The 17,098-nt window shown below is 49.3% G+C and carries 15 protein-coding genes, 2 pseudogenes and 1 riboswitch; all 17 genes and pseudogenes read left to right on the forward strand.

What is annotated here, in order from left to right; genetic code table 11:
* The first annotated feature begins 21 nt into the window (after positions 1-21).
* The 17 genes and pseudogenes from NK662_RS10930 (at position 22) to NK662_RS11005 (ending at position 17,088) form a co-directional block, all read left to right on the forward strand.
* Positions 22-759: a ClpP family protease gene (locus tag NK662_RS10930; protein ID WP_254758973.1), complete on the forward strand. Its 738-nt coding sequence runs from the start codon at positions 22-24 to the stop codon at positions 757-759.
* Positions 756-962, forward strand: a complete 207-nt coding sequence (locus NK662_RS10935; protein WP_254758974.1) for a YlzJ-like family protein — start codon at positions 756-758, stop codon at positions 960-962. Before NK662_RS10930 ends, NK662_RS10935 begins: the two co-directional genes overlap by 4 nt.
* Positions 963-1,067: 105 nt before the next feature.
* Positions 1,068-1,758, forward strand: a pseudogene (locus NK662_RS24325) (cell division protein FtsK); the annotation flags it as partial.
* A 248-nt stretch (positions 1,759-2,006) separates the two neighbouring features.
* A pseudogene (locus tag NK662_RS24330) lies at positions 2,007-3,449 on the forward strand (DNA translocase FtsK); the annotation flags it as partial.
* Positions 3,450-3,563: 114 nt separating this feature from the next.
* Positions 3,564-3,665, forward strand: a riboswitch (purine riboswitch).
* Between the two features lie 290 nt (positions 3,666-3,955).
* On the forward strand, positions 3,956-4,681 hold the full coding sequence (locus tag NK662_RS10945; RefSeq protein ID WP_254758976.1) for a GntR family transcriptional regulator: 726 nt from the start codon (positions 3,956-3,958) through the stop codon (positions 4,679-4,681).
* 89 nt (positions 4,682-4,770) lie between these two features.
* Complete coding sequence (locus NK662_RS10950; RefSeq protein WP_254758977.1) at positions 4,771-5,856, forward strand: BMP family lipoprotein; 1,086 nt, start codon at positions 4,771-4,773, stop codon at positions 5,854-5,856.
* A 100-nt stretch (positions 5,857-5,956) separates the two neighbouring features.
* Positions 5,957-7,495: an ABC transporter ATP-binding protein gene (locus NK662_RS10955; RefSeq protein WP_254758978.1), complete on the forward strand. Its 1,539-nt coding sequence runs from the start codon at positions 5,957-5,959 to the stop codon at positions 7,493-7,495.
* Entirely contained in the window at positions 7,488-8,546 is a 1,059-nt protein-coding gene (locus NK662_RS10960) for an ABC transporter permease (protein WP_254758979.1), read from the forward strand. The genes NK662_RS10955 and NK662_RS10960 overlap by 8 nt, the downstream gene beginning before the upstream one ends.
* A complete protein-coding gene (locus NK662_RS10965) occupies positions 8,547-9,506 on the forward strand; it encodes an ABC transporter permease (protein ID WP_254758980.1) in 960 nt (319 codons plus the stop codon). It begins immediately after the preceding gene.
* A gap of 151 nt (positions 9,507-9,657) precedes the next feature.
* A complete protein-coding gene (gene yfmF, locus NK662_RS10970; RefSeq protein WP_254758981.1) occupies positions 9,658-10,935 on the forward strand; it encodes an EF-P 5-aminopentanol modification-associated protein YfmF in 1,278 nt (425 codons plus the stop codon).
* Positions 10,936-10,937: 2 nt separating this feature from the next.
* A complete protein-coding gene (gene yfmH, locus NK662_RS10975; RefSeq protein WP_254759245.1) occupies positions 10,938-12,227 on the forward strand; it encodes an EF-P 5-aminopentanol modification-associated protein YfmH in 1,290 nt (429 codons plus the stop codon).
* 60 nt (positions 12,228-12,287) lie between these two features.
* Complete coding sequence (gene ymfI, locus NK662_RS10980; protein WP_254758982.1) at positions 12,288-13,010, forward strand: elongation factor P 5-aminopentanone reductase; 723 nt, start codon at positions 12,288-12,290, stop codon at positions 13,008-13,010.
* A 73-nt stretch (positions 13,011-13,083) separates the two neighbouring features.
* Entirely contained in the window at positions 13,084-13,335 is a 252-nt protein-coding gene (locus NK662_RS10985) for a DUF3243 domain-containing protein (RefSeq protein WP_254758983.1), read from the forward strand.
* Between the two features lie 160 nt (positions 13,336-13,495).
* Complete coding sequence (locus NK662_RS10990; protein ID WP_254758984.1) at positions 13,496-14,281, forward strand: DUF3388 domain-containing protein; 786 nt, start codon at positions 13,496-13,498, stop codon at positions 14,279-14,281.
* A gap of 12 nt (positions 14,282-14,293) precedes the next feature.
* Complete coding sequence (locus NK662_RS10995) at positions 14,294-15,190, forward strand: helix-turn-helix domain-containing protein (RefSeq protein WP_254758985.1); 897 nt, start codon at positions 14,294-14,296, stop codon at positions 15,188-15,190.
* A 60-nt stretch (positions 15,191-15,250) separates the two neighbouring features.
* A complete protein-coding gene (gene pgsA, locus NK662_RS11000; RefSeq protein WP_254758986.1) occupies positions 15,251-15,829 on the forward strand; it encodes a CDP-diacylglycerol--glycerol-3-phosphate 3-phosphatidyltransferase in 579 nt (192 codons plus the stop codon).
* A 20-nt stretch (positions 15,830-15,849) separates the two neighbouring features.
* Positions 15,850-17,088: a competence/damage-inducible protein A gene (locus NK662_RS11005; protein WP_254758987.1), complete on the forward strand. Its 1,239-nt coding sequence runs from the start codon at positions 15,850-15,852 to the stop codon at positions 17,086-17,088.
* The last annotated feature ends 10 nt before the right edge of the window (positions 17,089-17,098 follow it).

Consider the following 17,098-nt stretch of genomic DNA (forward strand, 5'->3'; position numbering starts at 1 on the left):
CCAGCGAAAGGAGAAGGTGTCATGACACATCGCGAATACATACAGAGCGAGCAGGAGCCGGCGAAAAAGGAAGAGACGAAAGACTCAATCGTTGAAAAGATCCAGCAGCTCGGCCAAACAAACGTGCCCCAGATGAATGAGTCACGCATTCACTGCCTTACCATTGTCGGCCAAATTGAAGGGCATGTTCAGCTGCCGCCGCAAAATAAAACAACCAAGTATGAGCACGTAATTCCGCAAATCGTGGCAATAGAGCAAAATCCAAAAATTGAGGGGCTTTTAATTATTTTAAATACAGTAGGCGGAGATGTGGAGGCGGGCCTGGCCATTTCCGAGATGATTGCCTCTCTGTCCAAGCCGACAGTGTCCATTGTACTGGGCGGCGGACATAGCATTGGGGTTCCGATCGCTGTGGCAACCGACTATTCGTATATTGCGGAAACAGCTACGATGACCATTCACCCCATCCGCCTGACAGGTCTTGTCATCGGAGTTCCGCAAACCTTTGAGTACCTGGATAAAATGCAGGAGCGTGTCATCCGCTTTGTAACCAAGCACTCCAAGGTCACAGAAGACCGCTTTAAGGAACTGATGTTTGCGAAAGGAAATTTAACCCGGGACATTGGCACAAATGTGGTCGGCATGGATGCGGTGAAATACGGTCTGATTGATGGGGTTGGCGGCATTGGCGAGGCGATCCGCAAGCTGAATGAAATGATTGAAGCGCGCAAAAACGATGCGGGAAGAATGCTGCAATGATTTTATACACCATTGTACCCGAGCAAATGATTTATCCAATGGATGAGGCCGTGTACACAACGCAGCGGGTAGTGAATTGCAACGGAGCTGACCTTGTTGTGGCAATGGGGCCAAACCAGCAGTATGAAATTATCCGTGTCATGAGCACTGACCCACAGCATTATTTGCAATATGAACCCGGACAGCAAATCTGGATTCATTGAAAAGCAGGAAAATGAGGGGAAACTATAGTATAATAACCATAAAGTGAAAAGGCAGCCAGCATCGGCTGCTTTATTCTGTTTGCAATGATAGTTTGAGGTGAAAAGATGGCAAAGCAAAAGCAAAGAGGAAGAAAAACGAAAGGAAGACAAGCACTGCAGCTTACGATGCGCTACGAGATTGTCGGACTGGCATTATTTGCGCTCTCTCTTATTACAATTTTACAGCTTGGGGTGGTCGGCAAAGCACTTGTTCTGTTCTTCCGTTTCTTCTTTGGACAATGGTATATGATTGGACTGCTGGCCGTCATTGCCCTGAGCGTGTATTTTGTAGTAAAGCGGCAGTGGCCCAATCTGTTGAGCAAGCCAATTATTGGAGGCTGTCTCATCGTTCTCGCCATTTTGATGTTCAGCCATATTACGCTGTCCAACCTGTTGGCAAAGGATGGAACCTTCCAAAATCCCTCCATCATCCTGAACACAAAGGAATTGTTCCTGCTGGAGGCTAAGGGAAAGGTGAATGGCTATAATTTGGGCGGCGGGATGCTCGGCGCGCTCATGTTTGCTTCCTGCTTCTTTCTGTTTGATGAGGCGGGGGCTTATATTGTTGGCTCCATTATGGTGCTGCTCGGCATCCTTTGCATTACAAACCGCCATTTAGGTGAAGTGCTGCATCCGGTGCTCATTCTGGTCAAGAAGCAGCTGCAGGCATTCGGCAATGATTTTACGGATTGGAAGGAGCGGCGGGCAGCGGAGGCGGCCGAGAAGAAAAAGACGGCCAAGACACGAAGCGAGCGAAAGCTCCAGCCGGAGTGGGACGAAGAGGAAGATGGGCAGGAAGCCGCGGTACCTGTTGGAAAACGGGAGAACGATTTAATTATCCGCAATTTTGCTGAGACAGACCCTGAGCTGCCGGAGGAGGAGCAAATTGAAGAGGCGTCCGTACCGAAAAGCAGGACCTTGAAAATCAATCTGCACACACAAGCGGCAGAGGACAGCAAGCCGGAGCGCAAGGCAAAAGCGGCAGAGCCTGTTTCTCCAATTCTCTACAGCAGCGTGGAAAACAAAGATTACTTGCTGCCGCCGCTGGATTTGCTCCGATTGCCGGATAATCCGCAGACCGGCATGAACAAGAAGAAAATTAAAGAAAATGCCGGGAAGCTGGAGCAAACCTTCCAAAGCTTCGGCGTGAATGCAGAGGTGCTTGAGGTCAGCCAAGGGCCTGCTGTGACAAAATACGAGGTGCTTCCAGGCCCGGGCGTCAAGGTAAGTAAAATTGTGAATTTAAGTGATGATTTGGCGCTGGCGCTGGCGGCAAAGGATATTCGCATTGAGGCGCCGATCCCGGGGAAATCCGCAATTGGGATTGAAGTGCCGAATGAAGAGGTTGCAGTGGTTACCTTACGCCAAGTGCTGGAGGCGAAGGAAGAGTATCGGACGGATGAAAAACTGCTCATTGGACTCGGACGTGATATTACCGGCGAAGCAGTGATGGCACCGCTGAATAAGATGCCCCACCTTCTTGTGGCCGGTGCAACCGGAAGCGGAAAAAGTGTATGCATCAATGGGATTATTACGACCATCCTCATGCGGGCGAAGCCGCATGAAGTGAAAATGATGATGATTGATCCGAAAATGGTGGAATTAAACGTATACAATGGAATTCCGCATTTGCTGGCGCCGGTTGTGACAGATCCAAAGAGGGCTTCGCAGGCGCTGAAGAAGGTAGTCAGCGAAATGGAACGGCGCTATGATTTATTTTCACATAGCGGCACCCGTAATATTGAAGGCTATAATGAATATGTCAAGCAATATAACGAGCACGCTGAAGCAAAGCAGCCGCTGCTTCCGTATATCGTGGTCATTGTTGATGAACTTGCGGACCTGATGATGGTCGCTTCCTCTGACGTGGAGGACTCCATTATGCGGTTGGCGCAAATGGCCCGTGCGGCCGGCATTCACTTAATTATTGCCACACAGCGTCCATCCGTAGACGTCATCACAGGGGTTATTAAAGCCAATATTCCATCCCGTATTGCCTTTGCTGTATCTTCCCAAACAGATTCCCGCACTATTCTTGATTCAGGCGGAGCGGAGAAGCTGCTTGGCCGGGGGGATATGCTGTTCCTGCCAATCGGATCCTCCAAGCCGGTGCGTGTGCAGGGGGCATTTCTGTCGGATGATGAGGTGGAAAATGTCGTCCAATATGTCATTTCCCAACAAAAGGCGCAATATCAAGAGGAGATGATCCCTGCTGACGGGGGAGACAGCTATCAGGAGGTGGAGGACGAGCTGTACGAGGAAGCAGTCCAGCTTGTGGCAGAAATGCAGACAGCCTCGGTATCCCTTCTGCAGCGCCGTTTCCGCATCGGCTATACCCGGGCGGCCCGCCTGATTGATGCGATGGAGCAAAATGGTATTGTCGGGCCCTATGAGGGCAGTAAACCGCGAGAGGTGCTTATAAAAGATATACAGGAAAAAAGCTCATAAGGGGGCTTTTTTTCTTTTTGTATGAAGTGTCGAAATTTGTTGACCTGATTGGCATACCATGGTAAGATAACCACGGATTAAGCTTGTACAGATCGTAAGGTACATAAAACAAGATGGAATTGTATAGCTTTACCTCATATAGAGTTGGAGATAAGGTCCAAACGTTTCTACCCGGCAGCCGTAAACCGCCGGACTATGAGGGGAAGAGGCACCTTTGTGCGTCCGCTTTCTCTCATAAGCGCAGGAGACCGGAGTATAGAGGTGTTTTTATATGCATACACTAGTATGTAAAGCGCTTTCAAATCCTGAAGAAGCCGTATGGACGGCTGATTGAGGCTCCTAGTAAACTACCGAAATATTCATACAAGCGCATAAATAATCTTTATTCGACAAATTGCAACTTTCGTGTTTTGATTTGGACAATTTCGTGATATAGTAAAGATGGAAAAATCAGAACAGATGTCTTACATCAGAGGTCGAATAAGCATACAAACTGGGGGATTAGCATGACAATCAGATCAGATAGTCGGCACCTGTATCTGCGAGTGATCGACCGTATTAAAGAGGACATCAAGGATGGGGTATATAAGGAAAAGCAGAAGCTCCCTTCCGAATTTGACCTTGCGAAGGAACTTGGTGTATCCAGAGCCACGCTCAGGGAAGCACTCCGGATTCTGGAGGAGGAAAATGTGGTCATCCGCAGACATGGTGTCGGGACATTTGTAAATGCCAAGCCGTTATTTTCATCCGGCATTGAGCAGCTGAGCAGTATCACTGATATGATTACGGAAGCCGGCAAGCAGCCCGGCACCATCTTTCTCTCTTCTTTCCTGACCAGCCTGACAGAGGAAGAGCAGGAGAAGTTCCGTACGCATGAGGATTTGCACGTTCTTGCAATCGAACGTGTCCGTACAGCTGACGGGGAGCCTGTTGTATATTGTATTGACAAAATACCTCAGGATATTCTTCCGGACCTGTCTGAATATAAAGAGGAATCGTTGCTCAATATTATTCATAGGAAAACACATAAGCGCATCACATATGCAGTGGCGCACATAGAGCCAATTGGATATCACCCGAAGGTATCACCGATTTTGGAATGTGATCCGGAGACAGCTCTGCTTGTGCTCAAGCAAATGCACTACGACCAAGCTGATCAGCCAATTCTGTATTCCACCAATTATTTCAGGGCGGATAAGTTCAGCTTCCAGGTATTGCGAAAACGCATCTGATGTCCCCATCCTTTTGGGGAGGTGACATATCCAAAGGGGCATCGTGTCGTATATACTTATAGCTTTTATAATTTAGGAGGGGTCAAGGTATGAAGAAAAAAGCAGGTCTATTGCTATCCTTAACGTTGGCAGCAAGCACAATTTTGGGTGCTTGTGGAAACGCTGACAAGAACACAGCTGATAACAAGAGCGGCGGCGATACGAAAAAAGCAGGCAGCTTCAAGGTCGGCATGGTTACTGACACTGGCGGTGTGGATGACAAATCCTTTAACCAATCCGCTTGGGAAGGCTTGAAGAAATTCGGCGGCGACAACAGCCTGAAGGAGAACGAAGGCTATCGTTACCTGCAGTCCGAGAAGGAAGCAGACTATCTGCCAAACCTGACAAAGTTTGCTGAATCCAACTACAATCTGACTTATGGCATCGGCTTCCTGATGGCTGATGCAGTTGGCAAGGTAGCGGACCAGTTCCCGAAAAACAATTTTGCGATCGTTGACATGGTTGTTGATAAGAAGAACGTGGCGAGCATCACATTCAGCGAGAACGAAGGCTCCTTCCTTGTTGGGGTTGTGGCAGCATTGACTACAAAGTCCAACAAAGTGGGCTTCATCGGCGGTGTGGAAAGCGACCTGATCAAGAAGTTTGAATACGGCTTTAAAGCGGGTGTGGCATCTGTAAATCCAAGCATCCAGGTTGTATCCCAGTATGCAGGCGACTTCAACAAGCCGGAAAAAGGAACGCAGTTGGCTTCCACAATGTACGGTCAAGGCGTTGACGTCATTTATCATGCTGCCGGCGGCACTGGCAACGGTGTATTCACAGAAGCGAAGAACCGCAAGAAAAAAGGCGAGAATGTATGGGTAATCGGGGTTGACCGCGACCAGCACCAAGAAGGTATGCCTGAAAACGTAACGCTGACTTCCATGGTTAAGCGTGTAGACGTAGCAGTTGAGCAAGTGTCCAAGCAGGCAATGGAAGGCAACTTCCCTGCAGGCAAGGTTGTAACATTCGGTCTGAAGGAAAATGGCGTTGGGATTGCACCGACAACTGATAACGTAAGCAAGGATGCGCTTGCGAAAGTGGATGAGTTCCAGAAGAAAATTCTTGCTGGAGAACTGAAGGTTCCTGCTACAGAAGCAGACTACAAAACATTTGAAGCATCTCTAAAAAAATAAGGCAACAGCTGAATACAAAGGTTAGTTCCACCGAACTAACCTTTGTGTGTATTTACAATCACGAGAGAAGCATGAAACTTCCAACGGAGGAGGTCTTGTCATGAGTTATGAATATGTAATTGAAATGAACAACATTACGAAGGTATTTCCAGGCATCGTTGCGAATGATAACATCACTCTTCAGGTAAAGCAGGGTGAAATTCATGCTTTGCTTGGCGAGAACGGTGCAGGAAAGTCCACACTGATGAATGTGTTGTTCGGCCTGTATCAGCCTGAGCAGGGCGAAATTAAGATTAAAGGACAGCCTGTCAAAATTACGAACCCGAACATTGCAAATGAGCTTGGTATCGGGATGGTACATCAGCACTTCATGCTGGTGCATAATTTTACTGTTACAGAAAATATCATCCTTGGCAATGAGACAACGAAGGGCGGACGCATCAATATTGAGGATGCGGCCAAAGAAATTCAAAAGCTGTCCGAGCAGTATGGTCTGGCTGTAGACCCATATGCGAAAATTGAGGATATTTCTGTTGGGATGCAGCAGCGTGTGGAGATTTTAAAAACGTTGTATCGGGGCGCAGAGATCCTGATTTTTGACGAACCGACTGCAGTATTGACACCGCAAGAAATCGGCGAACTCATTAACATCCTGAAGCGCCTTGTTTCAGAAGGCAAATCCATCGTGCTCATTACTCACAAATTGAAGGAAATTATGGAGGTTTGTGACCGCTGTACGATCATTCGAAAAGGAAAAGGTATTGGCACAGTCAATATCGCTGACACCAATGAAGATCAGTTAGCGGAGCTGATGGTTGGACGCGAGGTTCATTTTAAGACAGAAAAGTCAGACGCCCAACCACGTCAGGACGTGTTAAAGATTTCCAATCTTGTTGTCCATGATGCACGTAATTTACCTGCTGTAAGAGGACTTGACTTAACCGTTCGTGCAGGGGAGATTATTGGAATTGCCGGAGTTGACGGCAATGGACAGAGCGAACTGATTGAAGCGATTACCGGGTTACGAAAAGTTGAGTCAGGTTCTATTACACTGAACGGGAAGGACGTGACGAACCTGCCGGCCCGGCGCATCACGGAATCGGGAGTAGGGCATATTCCGCAGGACCGCCATAAGCATGGGCTTGTGCTGGATTTCTCGGTAGGAGATAACATGGTGCTGCAAACCTACTATAAAGAGCCTTACTCAAGGGGCGGTGTTTTAAACTTCCAGAAAGTGTATGATAAAGCGCGGGCGCTCATTCAGCAATTTGATGTCCGGACTCCAAGCGAGTTCACAGCAGCACGGGCCTTGTCAGGCGGAAACCAGCAGAAGGCAATCATTGCCCGTGAGGTGGACCGCGACCCGGATCTTTTGATTGCTGCACAGCCGACACGCGGTCTGGATGTGGGCGCCATTGAATTTATCCATAGAAAGCTCATCGAGCAGCGTGATAAGGGAAAGGCAGTATTGTTAATCTCCTTTGAATTGGATGAAGTGTTGAATGTAAGCGACCGGGTGGCCGTTATTTATGAAGGGCAGATTGTGGATGTGGTCAATGCAAAGGAAACAAATGAACAAGAGCTTGGACTTTTAATGGCTGGAGGCAAGCAAAAAGGGAAGGTGAACACAAATGCCTAAGATCACACTCACTCCGCGGATGATTGGCATTTTAGTGCCGGTATTGTCGGCAGTATTTGGTCTCCTTGTTGGGGCGATTGTTATGCTTGTGAGCGGCTATGACCCGATTGCCGGCTACAGTGCTTTAATTGATGGAATGATGGGAACGCCGCGGGCGACGGGCGAGACACTTCGTTCTATGATTCCGCTCGTATTGGCGGGACTGTCTGTTGCTTTTGCATTCCGGACCGGTTTGTTTAATATCGGGGTGGAAGGGCAGCTCCTCGCTGGCTGGCTTGCTGCTGTCTGGGTTGGTTATGGGTTGAATCTTCCTGCCATCATTCATGTTCCGCTTTCCGTCCTGGCTGGAGCAGCTGCCGGAGCGCTATGGGGCTTTGTTCCCGGTTACCTGAAGGGGCGCTTTAGAGTGAATGAGGTTATCGTCACCATTATGATGAACTACATCGCTCTCTACTCGACAAATTCCTTAATCAAAACGTTTATTTATGCAGGCAATGAGAAATCGCACGATATCCAGCCGACAGCAACATTGGCATCAGACTGGCTTGCAGGCTTGACAGGCGGTTCCCGTTTGCATTGGGGGATTGTGGTTGCCTTGCTGGCTGCCGTTATTATGTGGTTTATTTTGGATAAGACAACAATTGGCTATGAATTGAAAGCGGTGGGCTTCAACCAGCATGCTGCCCAATATGCAGGAATGCATGTGCCGCGAAATGTTATGCTCTCCATGTCGATTGCAGGCGCATTTGCCGGTGTCGGCGGAGCAATGGAAGGCTTGGGCACATTCCAAAACATGACGGCGCTTGCTTCCTTTACGGGCATCGGTTTTGACGGTATCGCCGTATCCTTGCTCGGGGCAAACAATGCATTCGGTATTGTATTGGCCGCCCTGTTGTTCGGCGGACTGAAGAGTGCTGCTCCGCAAATGAACTTTACGGCAAATGTTCCTTCTGAACTCATTAACGTGATTATTGCCTGCATTATTTTCTTTGTGGCTTCAAGCTATGTACTCCGCTGGGCATTGTCACGCTTAAGTAAGGAGGAGAAATAAATGAGTTTCGTTGATGTGTTGGCAATTATTGTGACCGGAACTTTATATACGGCCGCTCCGCTCATTTTTACCGCTCTAGGCGGAGTATTCAGTGAGCGTTCCGGCGTAGTTAACATTGCTTTGGAAGGTCTTATGCTGTTTGGCGCCTTTGTAGGCGTGGTAACTTCTCTTCTGCTGGGAGATTCCATGGGGGCAGCGACTCCGTGGATTGGCATTCTCGTGGCAGCACTGGCAAGCGGGATTTTTGCGCTGCTTCATGCGCTGGCATCCATTACGCTTCGTGCAGACCAAACAGTCAGTGGCGTTGCCATTAACTTCCTGGCCCTCGGGTTGAGCGTGTTCGCCATTAAAAAGATCTTTGGCAAAGGACAAACAGATTTTATTAAGTACCGCATTGATAAGATTGATGTGCCGGGCTTAAGTGATATCCCATTCTTTGGGAAAGTGCTGTTCTCCAATGTGCCTTGGACATCGTACATTGCTGTCGTGCTGGCATTTGTTGTATGGTACATTATTTACAAAACACCATTCGGCCTTCGGTTGCGTGCGGTCGGAGAGCATCCGATGGCAGCGGACACAATGGGGATCAATGTATACAGAATGCGTTATACGGCTGTGTTTATCTCCGGTATGTTTGCGGGCATCGGCGGCGCGGTGTTTGCGACTTCCATCTCCGGAAACTTCTCCGGCGGCACCATCAGCGGCCAGGGCTTCCTGGCTTTGGCTGCCATGATTTTCGGAAAATGGCATCCAGTTGGCGCGCTTGGCGCAGCCTTGTTCTTCGGCTTTGCACAGTCTCTTGGAATTACAGGCGGCAGCCTGCCTTATATTAAGGAAATTCCGCCCATCTTTTTGACACTGCTTCCTTATGTGCTGACGATTTTGGCTCTCGTGGGCTTTGTTGGACGCTCGGAAGCGCCGAAAGCACTTGGCACGCCTTACGAAAAAGGGAAACGCTAAGAGAGAAACCCGCATTTGTGCGGGTTTTTTTCATACATAGCAAATAATTGCTTTACTTTAACATAGAATAGGCATAGCCATGCGGGAGTTGCAAACCCTTTGTTAAAAATTGTATATTGGGTACAGATACGTACATAAGGAGGATATGGATATGGAGGTTATGCAGCAACAGATTCATCAGCTGGACGGCTTGACTGTGCACATGATTCCGACTGTGAAGTACAAGACAAACACCCTCGTGCTGCGGCTGAAGGCACCGCTGGCAGAGGAGACCGTGACAGAGCGCGCTCTTTTGCCATACGTGCTGCAGAGCGGGACGGAACAGCTCCCATCTGTGAAGAGTATCCGGCAATACCTGGAGGATTTATATGGTTCAGCATTGGCTGTGGATGTAAATAAAAAGGGCGAAGAACATATTCTTACCTTTTATATGGATGCAGCAAATGAGCGCTATCTGCGCGAAGCTCCGCCACTGCTGGAGAAAACGCTGGCCATGCTGTCTGATGTTTTACTCCGTCCCGCACTGGAGCAAGGGGCTTTCGCTTCTTCCATTGTAGAGAGTGAAAAGCGGGCGCTTCTGCAGCGCATTGAATCCTCTTACGATGATAAAATGAGGTATGCCAATGAACGGCTTGTTGAGGAAATGTGCCAATCAGAGCCATACCGCTTGAATCAGAACGGCCGTAAAGAAGATGTTGCGGCAATCACCCCGGAATCCTTGTATGCCTGCTACCAGCGGGTGCTGCAAGAGGATGAAATGGACTTATACATGATTGGGGATTTGCCGGACAATGCTGTGGAGCTGGTGCAAAAGTATTTTGTGCTGCCAAAACGGGAGGCAACGCCGCAGAAAGCGCCTGCAACGGCAACCCGGCAGGTAGAGGAACGGGAAGTGCAGGAAGAGCAGGATTTGAAGCAGAGCAAGCTGAATATTGGCTACCGGACAAATATTACGTACTGTGACGAGGATTATTTTGTCCTTCAGGTATTCAACGGGCTGTTTGGGGGCTTTTCCCATTCCAAGCTCTTTGTCAATGTGCGCGAGAAAAACAGTCTGGCATATTACGCAGCCTCACGCTATGAAAGCCATAAGGGATTGCTCTTTGTCATGTCAGGCATTGAGTCCGCCAACTATGAAAAAGCGGTAGGTATTATTAAGGAGCAGATGACTGCCATGCGCAACGGTGATTTTACTGATGAGGAGATTGAGCAAACAAAGCTTATGATCAAGAATCAAATTCTGGAGACTGTGGATACTCCGCGCGGCTTGATGGAGCTGCTGTATCACGATGTTGTCGCCCGGTGCAACCGCCCCATGGGCAGCTGGCTCGAGGCCATTGACGGGGTGACGCGGGCGGATATCATTGCCGTGGCAAATAAAATCCAACTCGACACGATCTATCTTTTGCACGGAGTGGAGGGAGCATGACGATGGAAAAAATCCTGTTTGAGCAACTCAAGGAAGAGTTATATTTTGAGCAGCTGTCGAATGGACTGAAGGTGTATATCCTTCCAAAGAGCGGCTTTAATAAGACATATGCCACGTTTACCACGAAATATGGCTCAATCGACAACCGCTTCGTGCCGCTTGGCAAGCAAGAGGAGCTGCATGTGCCGGATGGCATCGCTCATTTCCTTGAGCACAAGCTGTTTGAAAAGGAAGATCATGACGCCTTTCAGCTGTTCAGCAAGCAGGGGGCTTCTGCCAATGCATTTACCTCCTTCACCCGGACTGCGTATTTGTTCTCTTGTACATCCAATGTTGACACAAATTTGCATACACTTCTGGACTTTGTGCAAGCCCCTTATTTTACCGAGAAAACGGTGGAAAAGGAAAAGGGCATTATCGGCCAGGAAATCCAAATGTACCAGGATAATGCGGACTGGCGTCTATATTTTGGCTTAATTGATAACCTGTATGAGAAGCACCCGGTTCAAATTGATATTGCCGGAACGATTGAGTCCATCAGCCATATTACAAAGGATTTGTTGTATGAGTGCTACAACACCTTCTATCATCCGAGCAATATGCTTCTGTTTGTCGTCGGCCCTGTTGATCCCGGCCATATTATGGATCTCGTCAAAGAAAATCAGGGGAAAAAGGATTATCAGGATCAGCCGCCGATTCAGCGCTTCTTTGAGGAAGAGCCGGACCGCGTGGGTACAGCGCGTACAGTAATCCCAATGACGGTGCAGACACCGAAGTGCCTCGTCGGCATGAAGGCAAAACGCAGCACGCGTGCAGGCCGCGACTTATTGAAGCATGAAATTACAGTCACGCTGCTGCTGGATTATTTGTTTGGCAAAAGCTCCAACAACTATGAAGAGCTGTATCAGGCCGGTTTAATCGATGACACCTTCTCCTACGATTACACCGACGAAGGAGGGTTTGGCTTTGCCATGGTCGGCGGCGACACCAAGCAGCCGGATGAGCTTGCGGAGCGGCTGCAGAACATCCTGCTGAAAACAGACTACACCAGCTTGTCGGAAGAGACGCTGTCCCGCGTAAAGAAAAAGAAAATCGGCGGCTTTCTTCGTTCCCTCAATTCGCCGGAGTATATTGCCAACCAGTTTACCCGGTATGCCTTTAACGGCTCCAGCCTGTTTGATGCCCTGCCGGTGCTTGAGGAGGTCAACGTTGCAGATTTGCAGCGGGCAGCTGAAGAATTTGTTGATAAAAAGATGATAAGTATTTGTCAGGTTGTGCCGAAGAACGGCTGATTATCAGATCTGTCCCATATTTGGGACAGATTTTGTTTTGAGAAGAAGGGGGAATCAGACATGAAGAAATATGCCCTGGTTACTGGAGCAAGCGGCGGGATTGGCGGGGCTGCGGCCCGGCAGCTGGCAGCCGACGGCTTTGCTGTATATGTACATTATCACCGCGGCGATGCGAAAATACGGGAGCTGCTGCAAAGTATGCCGCCGGATGCGGAATGTTATCCGGTACAGGCGGATTTAAGTGCCGCATCCGGCGCCGCGCAGTTGCTCGGACAAATTCATCATGAGCTGGATGCCTTTGTTTACGCTGCGGGAAAGAGCCTTTTCGGGCTTGTGACGGATACGTCAGACGATGAACTGGCAGGCATGATTCAGCTGCAGGTAAGCAGCTTATACAAGCTGGGGCAAGCTCTGCTGCCTGCCATGATCCGCAGGCGTGCAGGAAGTATGGTGATTATTTCCTCCATCTGGGGACAGACAGGCGCCTCCTGTGAGGTGCCTTACTCCATGGTGAAAGGGGCGCAAAATGCTTATGTCAAGGCGTTGGCGAAGGAGGTGGCCCCAAGCGGTGTACGGGTCAATGCAATTGCTCCGGGAGCCATTGATACAGACATGCTGCACATGTTCTCGGCCGCAGACCGTGAAGACCTTGCTTCCGATATTCCAATGGGCCGGCTGGGAGCAGCGAAGGAGGTGGCCGAAGCAGTTTCATTCCTGATATCACCCCGTTCCTCCTACATAACAGGACAGGTCATCGGCGTGAATGGAGGCTGGCATTGTTGAATACATAAAACAGGAAAAAGCAGCGCATAGTAATAGGGGATGACCCCAATACATTATGTGAGGTGGAGAAAATATGTCAGTATTAGACAATTTTGATCAATGGAAAGACTTTTTGGGAGATCGTTTAAATGCCGCGCAGGACAAAGGATTGGATGGCAATGCAATCAACGAAATGGCATATCGCATCGGTGATTATCTGGCAAATGAAGTGGAGGCGCGCAATCCGGAGGAGCGTGTCCTTGCAGAATTATGGAAGATAGCTGACGAAGGCGAACAGCACACAATTGCCAATTTGATGATTAAACTGGTACAGGGTCAGCAGTAAGAGAGGAGTTGCTCCTCTCTTTTCTTTATGCCCGATTTCCTTCTGCCGGGAGAGTGGTTTGGCGGAGCTTTTTGCAATCGCCGGACGATTTGCCTTTTCTAATCTGCCGAAATCATATAATATAAAGGGTAGGTGTGAGTAGGCGAAGGGAGTGGAACATATGATCGAATGGTATTTTGAATATGAAATACATAAGAATCGTCCCGGGCTGCTCGGGGACATTTCTTCACTCATCGGGATGCTGGGCATTAACATTACGACGATTAACGGAGTGGATAATGCGCGCCGCGGTCTTCTGCTAAATTGTGAAAATGAAGAGCAAATTGCGAGACTTGAATCAATTTTAAACACAATGGATAATATAACCGTAACTAAATATCGTCAGCCCAAGCTGCGGGATCGCCTGGCAGTCCGGCACGGCAGATACATCCAGCGCGATGCTGACGATAAGAAGACGTTCCGGTTTGTCAGAGATGAACTGGGGCTGCTGGTGGATTTCATGGCTGAGCTGATGAAAAAGGAAGGACATAAGCTGATTGGCATACGCGGGATGCCGCGGGTTGGAAAAACGGAATCAATTGTGGCGGCAAGTGTTTGTGCCAACAAACGCTGGATTTTCGTTTCGTCTACACTCATTAAGCAAACCGTCCGCAGCCAGCTGATCCAGGACGAATACAGCGAGCACAATGTGTTCATTCTGGATGGAATTGTTTCCACGAAGCGGGCAAATGAAAAGCATTGGCAGCTTGTGCGTGAGATTATGAGCATTCCCGCCACAAAGGTCGTTGAACATCCGGATATTTTTGTCAGCCAATCTGAGTATACGCTCGATGACTTTGATTATATCATTGAGCTGCGGAACGATGATGAGGAGGAAATTAAGTATGACCTCGTCGACGAGATAGAGATGGAAAAACGAAATCATTTTTCCATGTTCGACTTCTAAGATTATATTGAGGTGTTAGCATTGACAGAATTAGGAAGAAAGTTACAAGAGGCAAGAGAAGCGAAAGGTCTTTCCCTTGATGAATTGCAGGATGTGACGAAAATCCAAAAGCGCTACCTGGCAAGCATTGAAGAGGGCAACTACGGTGTGCTCCCGGGTGACTTCTATGTGCGTGCTTTCATTAAGCAATATGCTGAGGCTGTGGGGCTGGACCCTGAAGAGATGCTCGCCGAGCATCGCGGGGAAGTGCCCGCAGCTGTTCAGGATGTTCCGTCCCGTATACAAAAATCGAAGGAGACAGTGCCGAACAGCACCTCTTCCCGCATCATGGATTATATGCCGAAGGCTTTAATCGGGCTGCTCGTAATCGCTGTTGCGGTTGGCATTTGGCTTGTGTCACAAGCACTGTATAATCCGAAGAAGCAGCAGGCAGAACAAGGCAGCGTGAAGCCGCAGGTGGAAATGCAAAAGTCGGCTGACTCCGCTCTGCAGGGCGAGGCCAAAGCGCAGGAGAAGCCGGCAGAGAAGCCGGTGGAAAAGAAGACAGAACCCGCGGCGCCGGCCAAGCCTGCACAAGAGCTGAAGGCTGTTTCCACTTCCGGAAAGACTTCGACAATGGAGCTTCGCAACAACGAAGGCTTTATGCTCGAAATTACCGCAAAGGACCGGTGCTATATCGATATTAAAAATGGGGATGGAAAGCTCTTGTTCAGCGGCACTTTGCAGCCAAATGAGACAAAGACGCAGGATTTGTCTGCAGAGGACGTTGTCCGCCTCAATATCGGCAGCACCCCGAATGCTGCCGTTAAAATTAATGGACAGGCCGTTCAATATCCGCAGGACCCGGACAGCAATTATCACCAAATCCTGCTCATTAAGAACATGCGGACACAGCCTGCCCAACAATAGTCATCGTTCCGATGACTTTTTTCAATGAAATTTTGCTTGGAACATGATGGAGGAATCGCAGTGAATTTGCCAAATAAGATTACTATATCAAGAATTTGTCTCATCCCGCTATTCTTGGCTGTTATGCTGATCCCGTTTGATTGGGGTGTATGGCAGCTGGGGGATCATGAACTGCCGGTACAGCACTTTGCCGGAGCGGCTATTTTTATCTTTGCCTCGGCAACAGATTGGGTGGACGGCTACTACGCACGCAAATATGATCTTGTCACAAATCTCGGGAAGTTTTTGGACCCGCTGGCGGACAAACTGCTTGTGTCAGCGGCACTGGTGACATTGGTAGACTTGCATTATATCTATGCATGGGTAGCCATCCTCATTATTACCAGGGAGTTTGCGGTGACCGGCCTTCGGCTTTTGCTGGCGGAAACAGGGGAAGTTTCCGCTGCGAAAATGCTTGGGAAGATCAAAATGTGGACGCAAGTTATAGCTATTTCTGCTTATTTGCTGCACGATGTGCCGCTGCACTGGCTGCCGTTTTCCCTTGCGGATGTGTCCATGGCGGTCGCAGTGCTGTTTACGGTGCTGTCCGGCTGGGATTACTTTGCAAAAAATAAAGGGGTATTTGCGAATTCGAAATAATGGCAATGGGGGAACGATGGATGAACGCAGAAATTCTCGCGGTTGGAACAGAGCTGCTGCTCGGACAAATTGTAAATACAAATGCAGCCTTTATATCCCGCAGGCTGGCGGATGTGGGGGTTCACGTCTACTATCAAACGGTGGTTGGCGACAATGCAGAACGGCTCCGCCAGGCGGTTGAGCTGGCGCGCACACGCGCAGATATCCTGATTTTCACCGGCGGACTCGGCCCGACAAAGGACGATTTGACAAAGGAAACGATTGCGGCTGTGCTGGGAGCCCGGCTGGTCCATGATGAAGCTGCTCTGTCCTATATCGAGGATTACTTCGCGAGAACAGGCCGGCCGTTTACTGAAAATAACCGCAAGCAGGCGCTCGTCCTGCAGGGCAGCACGGTGTTTCCGAATGACCACGGCATGGCGCCTGGAATGGGGCTGCAGCAAGGTGATAAGCTCTACGTGCTGCTTCCTGGCCCGCCAAAGGAAATGAATCCGATGTTTACAAGCTATGTGGAGCCATTCTTGCAGCGGCTGGCCGGGTCTGACGCGCTGCATTCGCGTGTGCTCCGTTTCTTCGGAATTGGCGAATCCCAGCTGGAGCACGTCCTGCAGGATATCATTGACAGCCAAAGCAATCCGACAATTGCCCCGCTTGCGTCTGAAGGGGAAGTTACCCTCCGTTTGACTGCTAAGCACGCGCTGGCGGAAGAGGCATCCCGGATGCTGGATGCGGTGGAAGCACAAATTATGGACCGTGTCGGGGAATATCTTTATGGCTATGATGATGAGACGCTGCACGAAAAGGCAGTGGCCATGCTGCGCAGCAAATCCTTTTCTCTTTCCTGCGCGGAAAGTCTGACTGGCGGATTATTCAGTGAACGCATTACCAGTGTTCCCGGTGTTTCTTCCTTATTTCGCGGTGGAATTGTATGCTACAGCAACGATGTGAAGCAGCAGGTGCTGCGAGTCCCTGCAGAGGTGCTGCAAACGGACGGAGCTGTAAGCGCAGCTTGTGCAAAACTGCTTGCGGAGAACGTCAGGGAATTGCTGGGGACAGATGTCGGCATCAGCTTTACCGGTGTGGCCGGACCTGACAGTCTGGAAGGAAAGCAGCCAGGGACAGTTTATATCGGCATTTCTATTCAAGGGCAGCCATCTGCTGCTGTCGGGCTGCAGCTTGGCGGCAGCCGTCCGCTTGTGCGGGAACGGGCGGTCAAATACGGACTTTATCATTTGTATCGAAAGCTGGAAGAGCTGTGAGGCATTTCAG

Origin of the sequence: Ectobacillus ponti, from assembly GCF_024294785.1 — a bacterium.
Taxonomy (GTDB): Bacteria; Bacillota; Bacilli; order Bacillales; family Bacillaceae_G; genus Ectobacillus; species Ectobacillus ponti.